A 15,333-nucleotide genomic window follows, 5' to 3' on the forward strand; every position below is an offset into this window, starting at 1 on the left:
GCTCGAACTAGAGCGAGGTCCCCCGAAGGGGTTGTGATATAGCTTGAGGTAGTTCAAGCTAGCTGCGCGCGGTCGTCTCCGGCCAAGAGAATTCCGGCCGCGCTGCACCAAGACCTGTCCCGATCAAGAACAGGAGTGGTGATGGCTACGTCATTAATCGGGGGTACGCGTACCGCTCATTTGGTGGCGCGTCCCTCCGGAGCGACTCTGGCGTTCGAGCTGGCGCCGGACCCCGGCTTGGCCGGCGCCTTGTGCGTCGCGGTCGAGCCGGAGCTGTTCTTCCCCGAGAAGGGGGACCACAAGACCGCCAACCTGGCGCGGGAGATCTGCGCCCGCTGCCCGGTGATCGAGGCCTGCCTGGCTGACGCCCTCAAGATGGAGGGCGGCCGCAGCCACAGCAGCCGATTCGGCATCCGTGGCGGTTTGACCCCGAACCAGCGCTACCAGCTCTCTCGGCGCATGCGCCAGTCCGCTAGCTCCTCAGAGGCCGCTTCGCGTCCGGTTGAGGTCTCGACGGTTCCGGAGCGCAAGCCCGCTCCGTGCGGTACGCGCCGCGGCTACTTGCGACACCGCCGCGAGGGCGAGAACGCGTGCGAGGCGTGCCTGAACCACGCCGTGGGCGGGCGTCGCCGTCTCACCGCCGGCACGGCCGAGGGGGCGGCGGCATGAAGCCCACCATCGGAAGGCCCGCCGGGATCAGCGCGCTGGACGTGCCGCTTGAGCAGGTGCTGCAGGAGCTGCGGGCCGCGCAGGCCGGCGACGAGCTGGCCGAGCAGCGACACCAGTTCCTCGACCTGGACCCCGACCTCGTGCGCGCCGACTACACGCAGCCCGCACCGTACGGCGGGGACGGGCGACACGGCACCGCCGGGGGTGCGCGATGAGTGAGTGGTTCCTCAACTCCGACCGCCCGCTCTACACCCGCCAGCCCGAACCCCGCGACTGGTGGACCGGCGTCGCCGAGTCCCTCTACAGCTTCCTGGACTTCTCCGACGCGATGCTGCGCCGGTCCCTCGCTGTCCATGAGGCGGGGCACGCAGTGCTGAACATGGCGTTCGGCATCCCGATCGCCGAAATCGGCGTGCGCGATGACCTCGGCAAAGTCCCCGGCGACGGGTTCGCAGCGTGGGTGAGGACTTGTGGGAACTGGAGCGTTCCCTACGTGCGCTATCTCGCGATGTGCGCGGCGGGGGAGCGGGCCCAGGAACGGTGGATGCGCGAGCTGGGCCTGTGGACCCCTGAACGTGCCTGGGTAGTCGAACGCTGCGCAAGCAGCGACCGTGAACTCATCGCCGACAGCCTGCGTACGGCGCGAGGTATGGAACTGCACTTCGGGGACGGGAACGGGACGGCGGGTGGCATGCACTACGCCACCGTTCAGGCAGTCGCCGACGCGGCCCTGGCCCACCTGTGGGACCGGGTCCTTCGCCTCGCCGCCGCGGTAGACGAGCACGGTCACCTCACCGGCCTCCAGGCCGCGCACCACGCCGACATGACCGGTGTCGCCATCCCGTGCGACGAGCACGAGGCGGTGGCGGCATGAGCGACCTGAGCAGCTGGCAGGAGCAGCGCCGCCGAGACCGGCTGGCCGATCGGGAGCAGGATCGGGCCGACAAGGCCGCGCGGGCGGCGGAGCGGCGCGAAGACCGTCGGCTGGAGCGTGAGCAGGACCGGGCGGACCGGGCGGCCGCCAGGAGTGAGAAGCGGCAGGACAAGGCCGGCCGCGCTGAGCGGTGGCGCGGCTGGCGGGCGTGGATCGTCGGTCACGGGGCGCTGATGTGCACGGGCATCGTTATGGCCTGCGCCATCGTTCCGGCTCTGGCCGCGCAGTTCACCGCGCTGTCGACCGCCGGTGTGGGGCCGCTGCTGGCCGCGTTGCTGGCGGCGATGCTCGAAGGCGGGGCGTGGGCGGCGACGTTCGGGGCCGCGGAGGCGGCCCGGCAGGACCGCCCGACCGGCCGCTACCGGGCTGCCACATGGGCCTGTGCAGTGGTGGCCGCGGCGATCAACTTTGCGCACGGCAGCCACGACTACGGCCTATGGCTCGGTGTTGTGCTGGCTGTCGCGTCGTTGTTCGCGGTGGGGATGTGGGAGCTGCACCTGAACGGCTCCCACGCACCCTCCCGGGAGGAGCGTGAGCGGGCCCGGCACGAGCGCCACCGCCGGCGGCATCACCGGAAGGTGTGCCAGGTTGCCGACCGGCTCATCACCGCAGCCCCTCACGGGACGCTCACCGCGGAGGAGGCGTTCGTCGCCGCGTGGCGCGTCCTCCACGGCGCCAACCCGGGGCTGACCGCTCAACTCCTGGCCGACCGGCTCGCAGCGGAAGCGGGGCTGGGCGAGGTCGTCGAGCAGGCCGCCGACAGCGGCCCGCAACGGGTCACCGCCCGACTGTGGACCGTCGGCGACGAGGGGCTCCCGGTCCTCGGCCGTACCTGCCCCGTACCCCTCAAGAGGCAAGAGAACCGGCCCGACTCCGTGGCGGATCGGTCGATGGCTGGCCTGCGGGTTTCCGCGCCTGTGCCGCTCGACGGGTCGGCCGACTCTTCGGCCGCCCGGCCGCTGGCACCGCTGCCGGTCCGACCGGTACGCAAGGCGGCCGACGGCCCCGCTGGGAAGCCGCGGAGTCGGGCCGTCGCGGAGTCGACTGGGTCGGCGCCCCGGCGGGCAACCGGTCGGGTACCGGTCGCTGCCCGGTATGAGGCAGCCGGTCGACGGACCGACGACGAGCTGCTCGACACCGCGCGTAAGCAGACCGCGGCGTGGCCCGATGACGAGCTGAACGCGGAGCGGTTGCGGACCACGTTGCGGATCGGTGCGGCGAAGGCCCGGTATCTGCGCGACATCCTCCAGGCCGAGCGTGCCGAGATCACCGCCCAGTTCCAGGACGACGAGACCGACCGACGGCACGGCCTGCACCTCGTCACCGACGACGCGGCCACCATGCCCGCCGGCCTGCAGGACCTCTTGGTGCCGTCCGGCGGAGACCGCTGATGCCCGCCGCGTTCGCCGAGTGCTACGACCCGACCGGGGCCCGGCACGGGATACCCACGTACCCGTGGCGCCTGGCCCCGGACGGGCTGGCCACCCGCCGACAGCTCCGCGCTCACGGACTGCGTCCCGGCGGGCAGCCGGTTGTCGCGCAGGTGATGTTCCACTCCCGCCGCCGGAAGACCGGGGTGCAGGTGGGCTACCTCTACCGCGTCGACCGCGCCCTGCCCGTACGTCCTATGACCCCGGGCCGGGCCGCGGCGCTGGCGGCGGCGATGCTCGCCCGCCGCACCTGCCCCACCTGCCGCCAGGACGCCGGCTACTGCATCCCCACCTCGCTCGGGGAGTGCGTGACCTGCGCCTATCCCGAAGACCAGCGCGTTCTCTGACCACCTTCGGTTCATCCAAGGAGATCTGTCATGCGCACCGTTACGTACAAGTGGAGTGCTGAGCTCTACGTGCACGGTAGGGCCGTCGCGGCTCACGGCACCGTCAGCGGGCCTCGCGGCTACAGCGTGGATGACGCCTACCGGGACTTCTGCGCGGCCATGGCCCAGCGCGGCATGGAGCACGTCGTGGGCAGCTTCCGCGTCCGGCGGGCCCAGGGCTGATCAGCCCCTCCCTGCACTCGCGGGGCCCGGCCGCCTGCCTGCCATAGCGCCGGCCGGACCCCTGACTCCCACTTCAAGGAGCAGTTCCATCGTGACGGAGATAGACGTTTCCGGTCTGCCTGTTGAGGCGCCGGAGGAGAAGACGGCGGAAGTCGTCGACATCACCACCAAACGCCCCGCCGCTCCGGCTCCCGCCCCGGTCGAAGCATCCGCACCTGCCCCATCGGCAGAAACGGACGAGCACGAGGGCGGGGCGCGCGCTTCGGCCGGGGTTACCGAGCCGGAGCAGGTGGCCGCGCCGGGTGCCCAAGAGGCGAACGACTCCGGCCCCATGCTGGTCGACCGGTTGGCGCCGGTCTCCTCGGGTCCGGGGCTGCTGGACCGGATCAGGGACTCCAAGCGACTGGACGTTCTGCCTGGCTGGCTGAAGTCCCGGGCGGAGTTCACGGATGCCGCGGGCTGGCTGGCCGGGCATGTGGGCCACACCGTTGCTTTCCACGCGGTGCGTTCCCCGCTGTATGCGGCGAAGCTCATCGGGCGGTCCCCGGCGGGTGCTGCGCGCATCATCGGCGGGCGGATGCGGTGGGTCGCCGACATCGAGAGCGAGCCGCTGCGGCAGGCTGCCGCGAGCGCGGAGAACGCTGAGGAGTACCTGAAGCTGACCCGGCAGCGGGACCGTAGGGTGCGCTGGCGTGGCGCGGTTGCCGTCGCTACCCTCCCCGTGCTCCTGGCCCTGACCCTGTATCTGGTCTACGGGGCCTCGTTATGGCTTCAGCTGGCGGTACTGGCAGTGACGGTGTGCTGGTGCGGCATCCTGGGCGCGCCGGCGGACAAGCCGCTCTCCAGCCGGGCCGTCATCAAGCCTGAGGTGCAGAAGCTCACCAGCGACATGGTGGTCAAGGCCATGGCCTCCATCGGCATTGGCCAGATCGCCTCAGCAGTCGCCAAGGGCCTGGACGGCATCAAGTTCGTCGCCCCAATTACCCGGGAAGGCCCGGGCTGGCGCGCCGATATCGACCTCCCGCTCGGTGTCACCGTCGGCGATGTGGCCGACCGGCGAGCCCGGCTCGCCTCCGGTCTGCGTCGCCCGCTGGGCTGCGTGTGGCCGGAGGCCGACCCGGCCGAGCACGAGGGGCGGCTGATCCTGTGGGTCGGCGACCGGGACCTGTCCAAGACCGGCATCGTGAAATGGCAGCTCGCGAACGCGCGCCGTCACGATGTGTTCAAGCGTGTCCCGTTCGGCCTGGACCCGCGGGGGCGCAGTCAGTCGGTGCCGCTGATCCAGCACAACGTGCTGATCGGCTCACAGCCCGGCCAGGGCAAGACTGCCTCGGTGCGTGTGCTCGCCTGCGGGGCGGCTCTGGACCCGAGCGTGGAGCTATGGCTGCACGAGAACAAGGGCACCGGCGATCTGGACGCCCTTGCCTGCGTCTCACACCGGTTCGTCTCCGGCATTGACGACGAGTCGGTCAAGTACGCGGCCGACTCCCTCAAGCTGCTGCGCGAGGAGGTCATGCGCCGGGCTGCGGCCATCAAGAAGCTGCCGCGGGACCTGTGCCCGGACAAGCGCATCACCCGCGAGATCGCCGACAAGCGCTCCCTGAAGCTCTGGCCCTTGCTCGCCGTCTTCGATGAGTGCCAGAACGTCTTCGCCCACTCCGCCTACGGCAAACAGGCGGGCGAGGACGCCGAGTTCGTCATCAAGCTCGGGCGGGCCCTGGGTGTGATCCTCGTGCTGGCCACCCAACGGCCGGACAAGGAATCGCTGCCTACCGGCATCAGCGGCAACGTCTCCATCCGCTTCTGCCTGAGGGTCGCGGGCCAGGTGGAGAACGACATGATCCTCGGCACCTCCGCCTACAAGAACGGCGTGCGCGCCACTGCCTTCCGCCCGGAGATCGACGCCGGTAACGGCTACCTCGCCGGCGCCGCACCGCTGCCGACCGTAGTGCGCACCGCCTACCTGGACGACCCGGCCACCAACGCCATCGCCCAGCGCGCCCTCGCGCTGCGCAAGGGCGCGGGCACCCTGTCCGGGTTCGCCCTCGGGGAGGAGAGCGAGACAACTGCGGGGCCGTCGTACGACCTGCTCGCCGACATCGCAGCCGTCGTCCCCGCGAGCGAGGAGCGGGTGTGGAACGAGCGGATCGCTGCCCGTCTCGCCGAGCTACGGCCGGACGTCTACGCCGGATGGAAGGGCGAGAACGTCACCTCCGCGCTGAAGCCGCACGGCATCAAGACCACCGGCGTGGCTGGAACGACGGACGACGGAGCCCGCACCACACGGCGCGGCATCGTCCGAGCCGACCTCACCAAAGCCATTGCAGAGCGTGACGGAAATCCGGGCACCGCATAGCCCTCGATCGCCGCTACCGGTAGCAGGGCCACCTGCTACCGGTAGCACCCCCGCTAGCACCCCACACCGCCCGCCATCAGCGATCTAGCGCATAGCACCCCACCTGCGCAAACCCCGGAAACCGCCCTGGAGGGCCCCCGATGACCCCCACGCTCCTCGCTGTCACCTGCCTGATCATCGTCACACTTGGTTACGCGGCGATGTGCGCTGCCAGCCCGTTCGGCCGCTGCCGCAAGTGCCGCGGACTCGGCTTCGCCATGAAGGCCGACCGCAAAGGCCGCCCCCGACGCGGCCGCCCCTGCCGCCGCTGCGACGGCCACGGCATCCGCATCCGCGTCGGCCGCCACCTCTACAACGCTGCCGCACGCCTCCACCGCGACGGCACCCGGTGATCCGCCGCCCGCTCTACCTCGCTCTCATCGCCGTCCTGCTCGGTCTCGCCGCCGGCAACTGCTCCGGCCAGGACACCGGCCCGGCCGCCCCGCCACCCGCCACCACAGCCCAACTCCCGTGAAAGGAGGCCCGCCGTGGCCCTGACCGTCTCCATGGTCTTCCTGTTCGGCCTCGTGCTCTGCTTCCTCCTGCGCTCCAAGTCCCTCGGCTACGGCTCCGCCTTCATCGCCATCATGTTCGGCTTCTACCTCGCCTCCACCGGCGCGGCCGGACCGGTGAACCAGCTGACCGCGGCTGTCGTCAACGCCCTGGGCAACCTCTGACCCGAGAAGAGGCCTCCATGCCCGCACCCGGCACCACTCCGCCGCCCGGCGCCATCAGTCTCATGGCTGCAGGCAACCTCCGCGACGCCCTGGCCGCCCACGCCTGCGGCGACGTCCCCGCGGCCATCAGCGCGCTGATGAGCATCGACCCCGAGTCCTGGCAGGCCATCGAACACCGCCTCGCCCGCCTCGGCGCAACCACCGCCGATCTCCTCCACACCATGAGGGAGCTACGTCCGTGAACCCCGACCTCCTCGCCGCCGGCATCCTCCTCGGCCCCGGCCTGATCCTCGGCCCGGTCTGCCTGTTCGGACACCGCCTGGCCCGCCGACACGACGAAGCCGCCGCGGCCGCCATCGCCGCCTTCCGCCCCACACCGCCCACGCCCGCCCCGGTCCCGCCCTCCCCCGGCGAACCGCACCCCCTGGCGGCCGTCGTCCACCTCGACGCCCACCGCCGCAGGACCCGGAGGGCCGCATGACGAACATCCCTGCTCACCGCCATCTGCACCACGCGATCCGGGTCCTGCTGGCCCGCCACCGGCTGGCCATCCACTACTGGGCCGCCTGGGTCTCCACCAGCCGGAGCGGCCGGACGGCTGGCCCCTGGCCCGTCCTGGCTCTCCACCGCTTACCCGACCCGGACTGCACGACCTGCGGCGGCCTGGGCGAAGTGACGTGCGCCGGCCCCGACGTGGACGAACCGGGCTACGACGACTGCCACTGCGCACCGTTCCAGCCCCTGGCCTTCATCTGGCTCCCCAAGCTCCCACGTTTCACCCGCCGCCGGCGCCCGGCCGCGCACGACCCCTGGTGCACCGGCCCGGCCTGCGCCCACGACCAGCTGCCGTTCTGACCCCCAAGAGGAGAGACGTGTTCGACATCCGCATCATCTGCGACAGCCGCGACGTCGATGCCATCACCCGGCGCCTGTCCGGCGCATTCGACATCAGCGCCATGAGCCGCCCCTACCCCGCTCGCGGGGGTGACCGGGTCCGCCTGTACATCACGGCCGACCACAGCCAGTGCGTCACGATCGACCGCACACCGGCCGCATCAGGCGCCCAGGACTGGCCGGACGCCGAGACCGCCTACAAGGGCGCCCCGCCGGTCCTCAAGGAGATGAACAACGTCCTGGAGCTGTCCCTGCAGCTCGGTCGGCCCGGCGGCCGCACCCCCGCCGCCGAACGCGAACAGCGACTTCGTAAAGCGGCGCTGCTCGACCGCATCGCCCTGGACGAGGCTGCCACCTACGCGCCGGACGTGGCTGCCAACGCGGTGGAGGCCGCCGAAGCCGCTGCCCTTGCCTTCGCCCGAGCAGACCACGAGCCGGGATGCGGCGAACAGCCGATGGGGCATGAGGGCGAGGCGTCCTACCGCGGCTACGTCCGCCAGGCCTACGCCCGCTGGCTCGCCGACCAGTAGATACACCCGGGGCGGGCGTCTCCGGCCAAGGAATTCCGCCCGCCCCGGTCTCCAGTCCCGATCAAAGAAACAGGAGACCCCCAGCATGCCCTATCCCGAACCTGATGCACCCGACGCCACCGCGTTGTGGGCGAGCGCGCAGGTCACCGCGCTCGCCGCGAACATCAAGGACTGGACCGTCCCCGAGTACGGCTGTACCGAGTGGCTGCAGCTCTCCGCTGACGACCCCCGCCGGGCGGCCGCCATCATCGAGGCGGCCGAGCAGTGGCGCCGCCACGTCACCGAACAGGCCCGGCTCGACCGGCTCGCCGAGGATGACCCCGACCGCTGGTTCGCAGAGGTCACCGCGGACGCCGACGCGTATGCATGCAAGATCGCCGGAACCCTCGCTCGTACGCCAACTGTCGCTGAGCTCAACGCTCGCCGCGTGGACACCGGCCGCATCCGCGAACAGAAGGCCACACCGGGGTGGCCCCCGATCCGGATCCCCGGTGGTGGCGGCCGCTGCCTCACCTACGAGGGCGACACGGAGGCGGCGGCGTGACGCCCGATGCCACCGTGCGCAACCTGATGCCCCTGCCTGTCAGCGAGCTCCCCGCCGGCTGCGAGGCCATCGAGCCTCCGCCCGCCCTGATCAATGAGGATGGGAAGGGCAAAGGCCCCTCGCAGGCGTCTCAGCTCGTCGCCCTCGCCCGCCAGCGCTACGACGTCTTCATGTCCGAGGACGGCCGGCCCTACGCCGTCACCCAGGGCGGCCCGAACGTCGCCCTGCCCCTGCGCGGGAAGGCAGGCCTGCGCTCTCAGCTCGCCCGGCTCTACACCGACGTCACCGGCGGCAACGTCCCTTCGCAATCCGCCCTGGCGGACGCCATGACCGTTCTGGAAGGCGTCGCGGCTGTCGCCGAGCCCTGTACCCCGCAGCTGCGCACGGCCCGCCACGAGGACCGCATCGTCGTCGACCTTGCCACCCCCGACGGCCGCTGCGTCCTCATCGGACCCGACGGCTGGGAGCGCAGCCCCCGCTCGCCCGTCCTCTTCCGTCGCTCCGGCGCCATGAAGGCTCTCCCCGTGCCCGTCCGCGATGGCGATGGCCTGGCCAAACTGCGCGCCCTGATGAACACCAGCGACGAGGGATTCCACCTGCTCACCGCATGGCTGATCGCCTCGTTCATTCCGGACCTGCCCCATCCGATCCTCACTTTCCGGGGCGAGCAGGGCACCGGGAAGTCCAAGGGCGCCGCCATGGTGATCGGCATCGTCGACCCCTCCGGCGCTCCGAAACGGACCGCGCCGCGGGACGTGAAGTCCTGGGCGACGCAGGCCTTCAACTCCTGGGCACTGTGTATCGACAACGTCTCGTACATCCCGGACTGGTTCTCCGACGCGCTGTGCCGAGCAGTGACCGGGGACGGAATCGTCGACCGTGCCCTCTACACCGACGATGACGTCGTGGTCCTGGAATTCCGCCGGGTGTTGGCCATGACCACTATCGACGCGGGCGCCCTCGCCGGAGATCTCGCCGAGCGTCTGCTCACCATCGAGCTGCACACCATCCCGGACCGGAACCGGCGAGAGGAAGCCGAGCTGGACCGTGCGTACCGGGACGCCCACCCTGCCGTCCTCGCCTCGCTCTTCGATCTCCTCGTCGAAGTCCTGAGGGTCCTTCCCGAGGTGGAGCTCACCCACCGCCCACGCATGGCCGACTTCGCCCGCGTCCTGGCGGCAGTCGACCACGTCACGGGCTGGGACACCCAGGGCAGCTACCGTGCCACTGCCGCCGATGCGGTCGCCGATGTTCTGGAAGGCGAGCCGTTCGCTCGTGCAGTAGTCGACCTCGTCCGCGCAGCCGGCCCCGCCGGGGTCCGTATGACCGCGGGCGACATCCTGAAAAAGGTCGCCACCCCGGAGAAGCTCCCGAAGAAGTGGCCCAAGGACGCCACCCGCGCCGGCGGTCAGCTCAAGCGCCTCGCTCCCGCGCTGAGGGCGATCGGCATCGACGTCGACGATACGGAGCGTGAACCCGACGGCAACCGCTCCCGCCTCTACCGGCTCACCTCATTAGAGGGAAGCCGCATTCCAGCACCCGGAACACCCGCAGCACCCGGAACCACAGATGACCAGCACGAGCGCCCGGGTGCTGACAACGAGCCCAGCACCCGCACAGCACCCGGCAGCACTCATGAGCACCCCGTTCCGGGTGCTGCGGGAGCTGCACCGGGTGCTGAGGAGACGCCAGCACCCGGAATCCGCTTCCCCTTTGGCCAGCGCGAAGCAGCGCTGGCGGGTGCTGCGGGCGCTCCGGGTGCTGCGTTGCAGCACATCTCTGTGCCGACCGGCCTTTGCGAGGTCTGCCGCACTCCGATTAACCCTTCCCTCGTCACGCAGGGTGCAACAGCTCACCCCTGCTGCGAGCCGAGCGAGAGGACCGCACGGTGACGACGTCCACCTCCGGCATGCGGTCGATGCTTACCCTCGCCGAGCTCTGTGCCGAACTCCGGATCTCTCCATCGACCTTCTACGACTGGCGCGCGAAGGGCCGCGCGCCGCGCTGCATCAAGCTCCCGAACGGAGACCTCCGGATCCGCCGCAGCGACTTGAACATCTGGCTCGACGATCGGGAGGACCGAGGCTGATGGACACCACGTACAACGTCAAGGTCTGGAAGATCGGGACTCGCAAGCAGGCCCGCGGCACCACGTACACGGTCCGCTGGACACTGGACGGCAAGGAATGGCGGGCCCCGTTTGTGACACGCGCCCTCGCCGACGCGTTCCGCTCCGAGCTCGTCAGTGCCACCCGGCGGGGCGAGGCCTTCAGCCTCACGACCGGGCGGCCCGTATCTCACCAGTCCGGGGCGAGCGCCGTGAACTGGTACGACTTCGCCGTTCAGTTCACCGACGCTCAATGGGCTCGAACTTCGGGGAACAATCGCAAGAACGTCGCGAAGGCGCTGATGACGACCACCATCGCGCTCCTGCGTGTCCAGCCGAGCAGCTTCAAGCCCATCGATGTCCGCAGGGCCCTGCGGGAGTGGGCTTTCAACACCAAGCGTCGCGACTCGGCCCCGGCCGACGTCGTGGCGATCCTCAGGTGGATCGAGCGGAACACCCTCACCATGGCCGCGTGGGAGGACCCTCGTAAGGTCGAGGAGGTGCTGAATGCTCTGGCCACCAAGCTGGACGGCACGCCCGGGGCCGCATCGTCGGCAAAGCGCAACCGCCGGATCCTGAATGTGGCCATGGAGTACGCGGTCAAACACCGGATCCTGCGAGAGAACCCCCTTCCGAAGGGCAGAGGGACTTCCCCCAAGACGTCGTCGGCCGTGGACAAGCGCTGCTTGGTCAACCCCGCCCAGGCGGGGGCGTTACTCGGCTGGATCTGGCAGCGCCCTCGCGGGGGCCGGCGGCTGCACGCGTTCTTCGCCACCATCTATCTCGCCGGGCCACGGCCGGAGGAAGTCGTGGCGATGCGCGTACGGGACGCGATCCTGCCGGCGGAGGGCGCCGAGGACCAATGGGGGGAACTGCTCTTCCACACGGCACAGCCCGAGGTCGGCAAGCAATGGACCGATACGGGTGACGTGCACGAGGAACGCGGGCTGAAGGGTCGAGCCACCGATGACACCCGGACCGTGCCCTGCCGCCCGGCCCTGGCGAAGATCCTGCGCGACCACATCGAGGCGGAGGAGCTGAAGCCCGGCGACTTGCTGTTCCCCGGCGAGAAGGGCGACCTGCTCGCCGGGTCGGTCTTCCGCCGGGCATGGCGCAGCGCGCGACGGAAGGTCCTCACCCCGGACGAGTACGCGTCACCCCTCGGCAAGCGCGTCTACGACCTGCGGCACACGTGCTTGACGACGTGGCTCAACAAGGGGGTCCCGCCCGCCCAGGTCGCCGAGTGGGCCGGCAACAGCGTCCCCGTTCTCCTCGCCACGTACGCACGATGCATCTCCGGCCAGCTCAAGGACCTGCAGAAGCGCATCGAGGCGGGGGACGACCTGGCGGACATGTACGGCAGAGGCTGACCGTCGCTGGACCTGAACATCAGATCGGGCCATGGAGGATCCCCTGCCCCGCTTTTCGCCAACCCAAAGCTTTAGCCCTGTATCTGTTCGAGAATGCGCCCAGGGCCTACCTGTTGCAGGTGGGGAGTCCATAGGTTCTGGGGGTCCAATGCGGGAGCGGGAACTGCTCTACCTGTCGACGGCCAAGCTAGGTGAGTTCTATCGAGTCCCGGGAAGAAGCGGGTTCTCCACCCGGCGGGCAGCTGAGGCTGAGGCATCAGTGCTTGGCCTTGGGGCCCGCTTCTCCTTGGGAGAAGCGCCCACGGAGGAAGCATCGGCTGAGGTTCGCCTGGAACAGGTGGTGGCCCACATTCGGGAGAAGTGTTGGGCGCACACCCCCGTCCCAGGCTCGTGTGAGTCCTTGGAGGCTCGTGACTGGATCGAGTTCACGGGCCGCTTCCGCTACGGCCCTGGACTACGTGACCTGGGCCTGGCTGATCGTGGGGTGTACACCTATGCGTCGCTGGAAGACGCTGCCTGCCCACTGAGGAACGGCGAAGAGTGCTCGGGCGTTGAAGTCATCTTGTGCGGTTCGACCCAGCATGTACTGGAATACCGGGACCGCCCGCCGACGCGTATGGGGTCAGGCTCTGATTGGCTTCACGACCTTGCGGCCGACCTGGTCGACAGTGAAGCGCGAGGAGACATGTCGCTGCCAGCCCGCTTGTCTTCCACTAGCCGAGGGGACCAGGAGTTCGCGGCCCGCTCGTGCTACTCCATGATCTCGCACTACTTTGCGGGTGGGCCTGCCTACCTGCATGGTCATGCCCGAGTGTTATGCAACTTCGCTCCTGTGGGGTTGGAGCATCGGCTGATCGTGGCTACTCCGCTTTACGTGGAGACTGGGCCGCGCCCTCGGCCGGTTGGCATCACCGCCTCGGCGGAGCCGACCACCTCCAGCAGTTGGTGGCGGCGGCTCATGCGGAGGGGGTAGGGGCAGCTGGGCGTGCTGAACCGCTGTGGTGCAGCAGCCTGTGATCTTGTCCTGCGCTCGCTCGGCCTGCAGGTGAGAACGCCACCGCGTATCCACCGTGGCCACCCGTAGGTACCCGGTGTCAGCCGGATGGAGCCGGAGGTCACCCCCGAAATTTCGGTGGTGACCTCCGGCTGTTCTGGCGTTGCGTAGGCCCTCTGAACAGCAAAAAGGCCCTCCCGAAGGAGGGCCGTGCGGTGCGCCCCCGGCAGGACTCGAACCTGCGGCCAAGCGCTTAGAAGGCGCCTGCTCTATCCACTGAGCTACGGGGGCCGGTGTGTGCGGCGGTGTCGCGGACGGCTGAAGCCCCGGGCTCGGTGGTGCCGTGACCTTGCCGGGGACAAGGATAGGGCTCCGCTCACCTCGTCCCGGTTGCTTCACCTCCGTGCCACGATGTGGAGGTTTAGTGAAGCGGTCCTGATAATCGCAGGCGGGTACGAATCTTGCACCGTTTTTCACGCCTCAGGCGACGGGTGTTGTGTACTCGTTATGCCTGAGCCCCGTGCGCCACGCCTCGCGCGCCATGGCCTATACGCTTCAAAATCACACCAGAATTGGGCATTCTGCACGTGTGGCGACCTTGGACGTACGGCCCCGACTGCTCGACGCACTGTCCGCACTGCGTGACCGTGTCGACGCCGCACGCTTCCCCCTTCCCCTTCCCGGCGCCGCCCGCGCCCGCCGGAACCGTGCCGAACTCCTGGCGCAACTCGATGACTACTTGGTGCCCCGCCTGTGCGCCCCCGAAGCGCCGCTGCTCGCGGTCGTCGGGGGCTCGACGGGGGCCGGCAAGTCCACCCTCGTCAACTCCCTGGTGGGGCGGCGGGTCACTGAGGCGGGGGTGCTGCGGCCGACGACCCGTACGCCTGTACTGGTCTGCCACCCGGACGACCACCACTGGTTCGCGGGACAGCGGGTCCTGCCCGAACTGCGCCGCGTCTGGGTGCCAGCCCAGGACGTCTCCACCCTCTACGACCCGGACCCCGACGCCCGCCGCGGTGACGAGGAGGACGCCGGCGAGCCCCCGTCCCTGCGGATCGAGACCGATCGCGCGATGCCGCCCGGGCTCGCCCTCGTCGACGCCCCCGACATCGACTCCCTCGTCGCCCGCAACCGCGAGCTCGCCGCCGAGCTGATCTGCGCGGCGGACATCTGGGTACTCGTCACCACCGCGACCAGGTACGCCGATGCGGTGCCGTGGCACCTGATGCGGACGGCCAAGGAGTACGACGTCACCCTCGTCACCGTGCTCGACCGGGTGCCCCATCAGGTCGCCACCGAGGTCTCCAAGCACTACGGGGCGCTGCTGGCCGCCGCCGGCCTCGGGGACGTCCCGCGCTTCACCATTCCCGAGCTCCCGGAGTCCGCGGGCGGCGGCACCGGCCTGCTGCCCGACACCGCGGTCGCGGGGCTGCGCGCCTGGCTGCACCAGCGGGCGCAGGACCCCGCCGCCCGCGCCGTGGCCTCCGCCCGCACCGTCGCCGGGCTGCTGGCCTCCCTGGGGTCGCGGCTGCCCGGGCTCGCCGGCGCCGCCGCCGTCCAGCACGCGGCCGCGGTCCGGCTGACCCAGCGCGTGGAGGACGCGTACGGGAAGGCCGCGGCGCGCGTACGGGACGGGGTCGCGGCCGGTGAGGCCCTCGCGGGCGACGCGCTCACCCACTGGCGCGGCCACCCCGAGGACAGCACCTCCGACGAGCTGCTCGGCGCGCTCACGGCCGCCCTCGCCGCCCTGGTCGGCTGCGCCGTCGCCGCCGCCGACGAGGAGGTCGCTTCGGCCTGCGCGGGCGACCCCGCCGCGGACGCCGTCCTCGCCCCGCGCGACCCGGACGGCGCGGTCGGCCGGATCGGCGTCGCCGTGCGCCGCTGGCGGCGCTGCCTGGAGGAGCTCGCGGAGGAGGAGGTGCGGGCCGCCGAGCGCGGGGCCGGCCTCGACGCCGACCGGGCGGCCGCCCTCCTCGCCGCCGCCCTGCTCGGCGGCGGACAGGCCCGCCCGGCCGGGGAGAGCCTCGCCGAACTGCTCGGCGCCCAGGGCGCCCTGCGCCTGCGCGACCGCGGCGGTCACCTCCTCACCGAGTGCCTCGACGGCGTGCTCGACGCCGAGCGCGATCGCCGGACCGCCCCGCTGGAAGCCCTGGAGGTCACCCCCGACCACCAGGTCGAGCTCATCGCCGCGCTGTCCGTACTGCAGAGGGAGAGGTGACC

The 15,333-nt window shown here is 70.6% G+C and carries 20 protein-coding genes and 1 tRNA gene; 20 read left to right on the plus strand and 1 reads right to left on the minus strand.

Annotated elements, in window-relative coordinates; translation table 11 throughout:
• The first annotated feature begins 183 nt into the window (after positions 1–183).
• The 19 genes from ACOTKD_RS03760 to ACOTKD_RS03850 all read left to right on the plus strand — a co-directional run bounded on the left by ACOTKD_RS03760 (position 184) and on the right by ACOTKD_RS03850 (position 13,092).
• The gene (locus ACOTKD_RS03760; protein ID WP_424887422.1) at positions 184–669 is read left to right on the plus strand and encodes a WhiB family transcriptional regulator; all 486 of its coding nucleotides are present in this window, start codon (positions 184–186) and stop codon (positions 667–669) included.
• Entirely contained in the window at positions 666–884 is a 219-nt protein-coding gene (locus ACOTKD_RS03765) for a hypothetical protein (RefSeq protein WP_424887423.1), read from the plus strand. The genes ACOTKD_RS03760 and ACOTKD_RS03765 overlap by 4 nt, the downstream gene beginning before the upstream one ends.
• Positions 881–1,543, plus strand: coding sequence for a hypothetical protein (locus ACOTKD_RS03770; RefSeq protein WP_424887424.1), 663 nt, complete (start codon positions 881–883; stop codon positions 1,541–1,543). The genes ACOTKD_RS03765 and ACOTKD_RS03770 overlap by 4 nt, the downstream gene beginning before the upstream one ends.
• Complete coding sequence (locus ACOTKD_RS03775) at positions 1,540–2,994, plus strand: DUF2637 domain-containing protein (RefSeq protein WP_424887425.1); 1,455 nt, start codon at positions 1,540–1,542, stop codon at positions 2,992–2,994. Before ACOTKD_RS03770 ends, ACOTKD_RS03775 begins: the two co-directional genes overlap by 4 nt.
• Positions 2,994–3,380, plus strand: a complete 387-nt coding sequence (locus ACOTKD_RS03780) for an RRQRL motif-containing zinc-binding protein (RefSeq protein ID WP_099200470.1) — start codon at positions 2,994–2,996, stop codon at positions 3,378–3,380. The genes ACOTKD_RS03775 and ACOTKD_RS03780 overlap by 1 nt, the downstream gene beginning before the upstream one ends.
• A 30-nt stretch (positions 3,381–3,410) precedes the next feature.
• Positions 3,411–3,602 (plus strand): hypothetical protein, encoded by a 192-nt coding sequence (locus ACOTKD_RS03785; protein ID WP_424887426.1) that lies wholly within the window; start codon positions 3,411–3,413, stop codon positions 3,600–3,602.
• A 91-nt stretch (positions 3,603–3,693) separates the two neighbouring features.
• Positions 3,694–5,958, plus strand: coding sequence for a cell division protein FtsK (locus tag ACOTKD_RS03790; RefSeq protein ID WP_424887427.1), 2,265 nt, complete (start codon positions 3,694–3,696; stop codon positions 5,956–5,958).
• A gap of 140 nt (positions 5,959–6,098) precedes the next feature.
• The gene (locus ACOTKD_RS03795; RefSeq protein ID WP_424887428.1) at positions 6,099–6,350 is read left to right on the plus strand and encodes a hypothetical protein; all 252 of its coding nucleotides are present in this window, start codon (positions 6,099–6,101) and stop codon (positions 6,348–6,350) included.
• Complete coding sequence (locus ACOTKD_RS03800) at positions 6,347–6,472, plus strand: hypothetical protein (protein ID WP_424887429.1); 126 nt, start codon at positions 6,347–6,349, stop codon at positions 6,470–6,472. Before ACOTKD_RS03795 ends, ACOTKD_RS03800 begins: the two co-directional genes overlap by 4 nt.
• 13 nt (positions 6,473–6,485) lie before the next feature.
• Positions 6,486–6,674, plus strand: coding sequence for a hypothetical protein (locus tag ACOTKD_RS03805; RefSeq protein WP_424887430.1), 189 nt, complete (start codon positions 6,486–6,488; stop codon positions 6,672–6,674).
• A 62-nt stretch (positions 6,675–6,736) separates the two neighbouring features.
• Entirely contained in the window at positions 6,737–6,916 is a 180-nt protein-coding gene (locus ACOTKD_RS03810; protein ID WP_424887431.1) for a hypothetical protein, read from the plus strand.
• Complete coding sequence (locus tag ACOTKD_RS03815) at positions 6,913–7,155, plus strand: hypothetical protein (protein ID WP_424887432.1); 243 nt, start codon at positions 6,913–6,915, stop codon at positions 7,153–7,155. Before ACOTKD_RS03810 ends, ACOTKD_RS03815 begins: the two co-directional genes overlap by 4 nt.
• A complete protein-coding gene (locus ACOTKD_RS03820) occupies positions 7,152–7,529 on the plus strand; it encodes a hypothetical protein (RefSeq protein ID WP_424887433.1) in 378 nt (125 codons plus the stop codon). Before ACOTKD_RS03815 ends, ACOTKD_RS03820 begins: the two co-directional genes overlap by 4 nt.
• A gap of 17 nt (positions 7,530–7,546) precedes the next feature.
• The gene (locus tag ACOTKD_RS03825) at positions 7,547–8,098 is read left to right on the plus strand and encodes a hypothetical protein (RefSeq protein WP_424887434.1); all 552 of its coding nucleotides are present in this window, start codon (positions 7,547–7,549) and stop codon (positions 8,096–8,098) included.
• An 85-nt stretch (positions 8,099–8,183) separates the two neighbouring features.
• Positions 8,184–8,642, plus strand: coding sequence for a hypothetical protein (locus ACOTKD_RS03830; RefSeq protein ID WP_424887435.1), 459 nt, complete (start codon positions 8,184–8,186; stop codon positions 8,640–8,642).
• The gene (locus tag ACOTKD_RS03835; RefSeq protein ID WP_424887436.1) at positions 8,639–10,534 is read left to right on the plus strand and encodes an ATP-binding protein; all 1,896 of its coding nucleotides are present in this window, start codon (positions 8,639–8,641) and stop codon (positions 10,532–10,534) included. The genes ACOTKD_RS03830 and ACOTKD_RS03835 overlap by 4 nt, the downstream gene beginning before the upstream one ends.
• A 17-nt stretch (positions 10,535–10,551) precedes the next feature.
• Positions 10,552–10,731 (plus strand): helix-turn-helix transcriptional regulator, encoded by a 180-nt coding sequence (locus ACOTKD_RS03840; protein WP_424887963.1) that lies wholly within the window; start codon positions 10,552–10,554, stop codon positions 10,729–10,731.
• Positions 10,731–12,119 (plus strand): tyrosine-type recombinase/integrase, encoded by a 1,389-nt coding sequence (locus ACOTKD_RS03845; protein WP_424887437.1) that lies wholly within the window; start codon positions 10,731–10,733, stop codon positions 12,117–12,119. Before ACOTKD_RS03840 ends, ACOTKD_RS03845 begins: the two co-directional genes overlap by 1 nt.
• A gap of 148 nt (positions 12,120–12,267) precedes the next feature.
• On the plus strand, positions 12,268–13,092 hold the full coding sequence (locus tag ACOTKD_RS03850) for an SAVMC3_10250 family protein (protein WP_424887438.1): 825 nt from the start codon (positions 12,268–12,270) through the stop codon (positions 13,090–13,092).
• Positions 13,093–13,331: 239 nt separating this feature from the next.
• Here ACOTKD_RS03850 and ACOTKD_RS03855 read toward each other — a convergent pair.
• Positions 13,332–13,404: transfer RNA gene (locus ACOTKD_RS03855), tRNA-Arg, on the minus strand.
• Between the two features lie 250 nt (positions 13,405–13,654).
• On the opposite strand from ACOTKD_RS03855, the gene ACOTKD_RS03860 reads away from it, so the two are divergent.
• Positions 13,655–15,331, plus strand: a complete 1,677-nt coding sequence (locus ACOTKD_RS03860; protein ID WP_424887964.1) for a dynamin family protein — start codon at positions 13,655–13,657, stop codon at positions 15,329–15,331.
• The last annotated feature ends 2 nt before the right edge of the window (positions 15,332–15,333 follow it).

The organism is Streptomyces sp. XH2 (genome assembly GCF_049725035.1).
GTDB lineage: Bacteria > Actinomycetota > Actinomycetes > Streptomycetales > Streptomycetaceae > Streptomyces > Streptomyces roseoverticillatus.

Excerpts from the sequence above, each read along its gene's own strand:
- ACOTKD_RS03765 (WP_424887423.1), top strand. The coding sequence starts at position 666 with ATGAAGCCCACCATCGGAAGGCCCGCCGGGATCAGCGCGCTGGACGTG.
- ACOTKD_RS03770 (WP_424887424.1), top strand. The coding sequence starts at position 881 with ATGAGTGAGTGGTTCCTCAACTCCGACCGCCCGCTCTACACCCGCCAG.
- ACOTKD_RS03775 (WP_424887425.1), top strand. The coding sequence starts at position 1,540 with ATGAGCGACCTGAGCAGCTGGCAGGAGCAGCGCCGCCGAGACCGGCTG.
- ACOTKD_RS03780 (WP_099200470.1), top strand. The coding sequence starts at position 2,994 with ATGCCCGCCGCGTTCGCCGAGTGCTACGACCCGACCGGGGCCCGGCAC.
- ACOTKD_RS03785 (WP_424887426.1), top strand. The coding sequence starts at position 3,411 with ATGCGCACCGTTACGTACAAGTGGAGTGCTGAGCTCTACGTGCACGGT.
- ACOTKD_RS03795 (WP_424887428.1), top strand. The coding sequence starts at position 6,099 with ATGACCCCCACGCTCCTCGCTGTCACCTGCCTGATCATCGTCACACTT.
- ACOTKD_RS03810 (WP_424887431.1), top strand. The coding sequence starts at position 6,737 with ATGGCTGCAGGCAACCTCCGCGACGCCCTGGCCGCCCACGCCTGCGGC.
- ACOTKD_RS03820 (WP_424887433.1), top strand. The coding sequence starts at position 7,152 with ATGACGAACATCCCTGCTCACCGCCATCTGCACCACGCGATCCGGGTC.
- ACOTKD_RS03830 (WP_424887435.1), top strand. The coding sequence starts at position 8,184 with ATGCCCTATCCCGAACCTGATGCACCCGACGCCACCGCGTTGTGGGCG.
- ACOTKD_RS03840 (WP_424887963.1), top strand. The coding sequence starts at position 10,552 with ATGCGGTCGATGCTTACCCTCGCCGAGCTCTGTGCCGAACTCCGGATC.
- ACOTKD_RS03845 (WP_424887437.1), top strand. The coding sequence starts at position 10,731 with ATGGACACCACGTACAACGTCAAGGTCTGGAAGATCGGGACTCGCAAG.
- ACOTKD_RS03850 (WP_424887438.1), top strand. The coding sequence starts at position 12,268 with ATGCGGGAGCGGGAACTGCTCTACCTGTCGACGGCCAAGCTAGGTGAG.
- ACOTKD_RS03860 (WP_424887964.1), top strand. The coding sequence starts at position 13,655 with ATGGCCTATACGCTTCAAAATCACACCAGAATTGGGCATTCTGCACGT.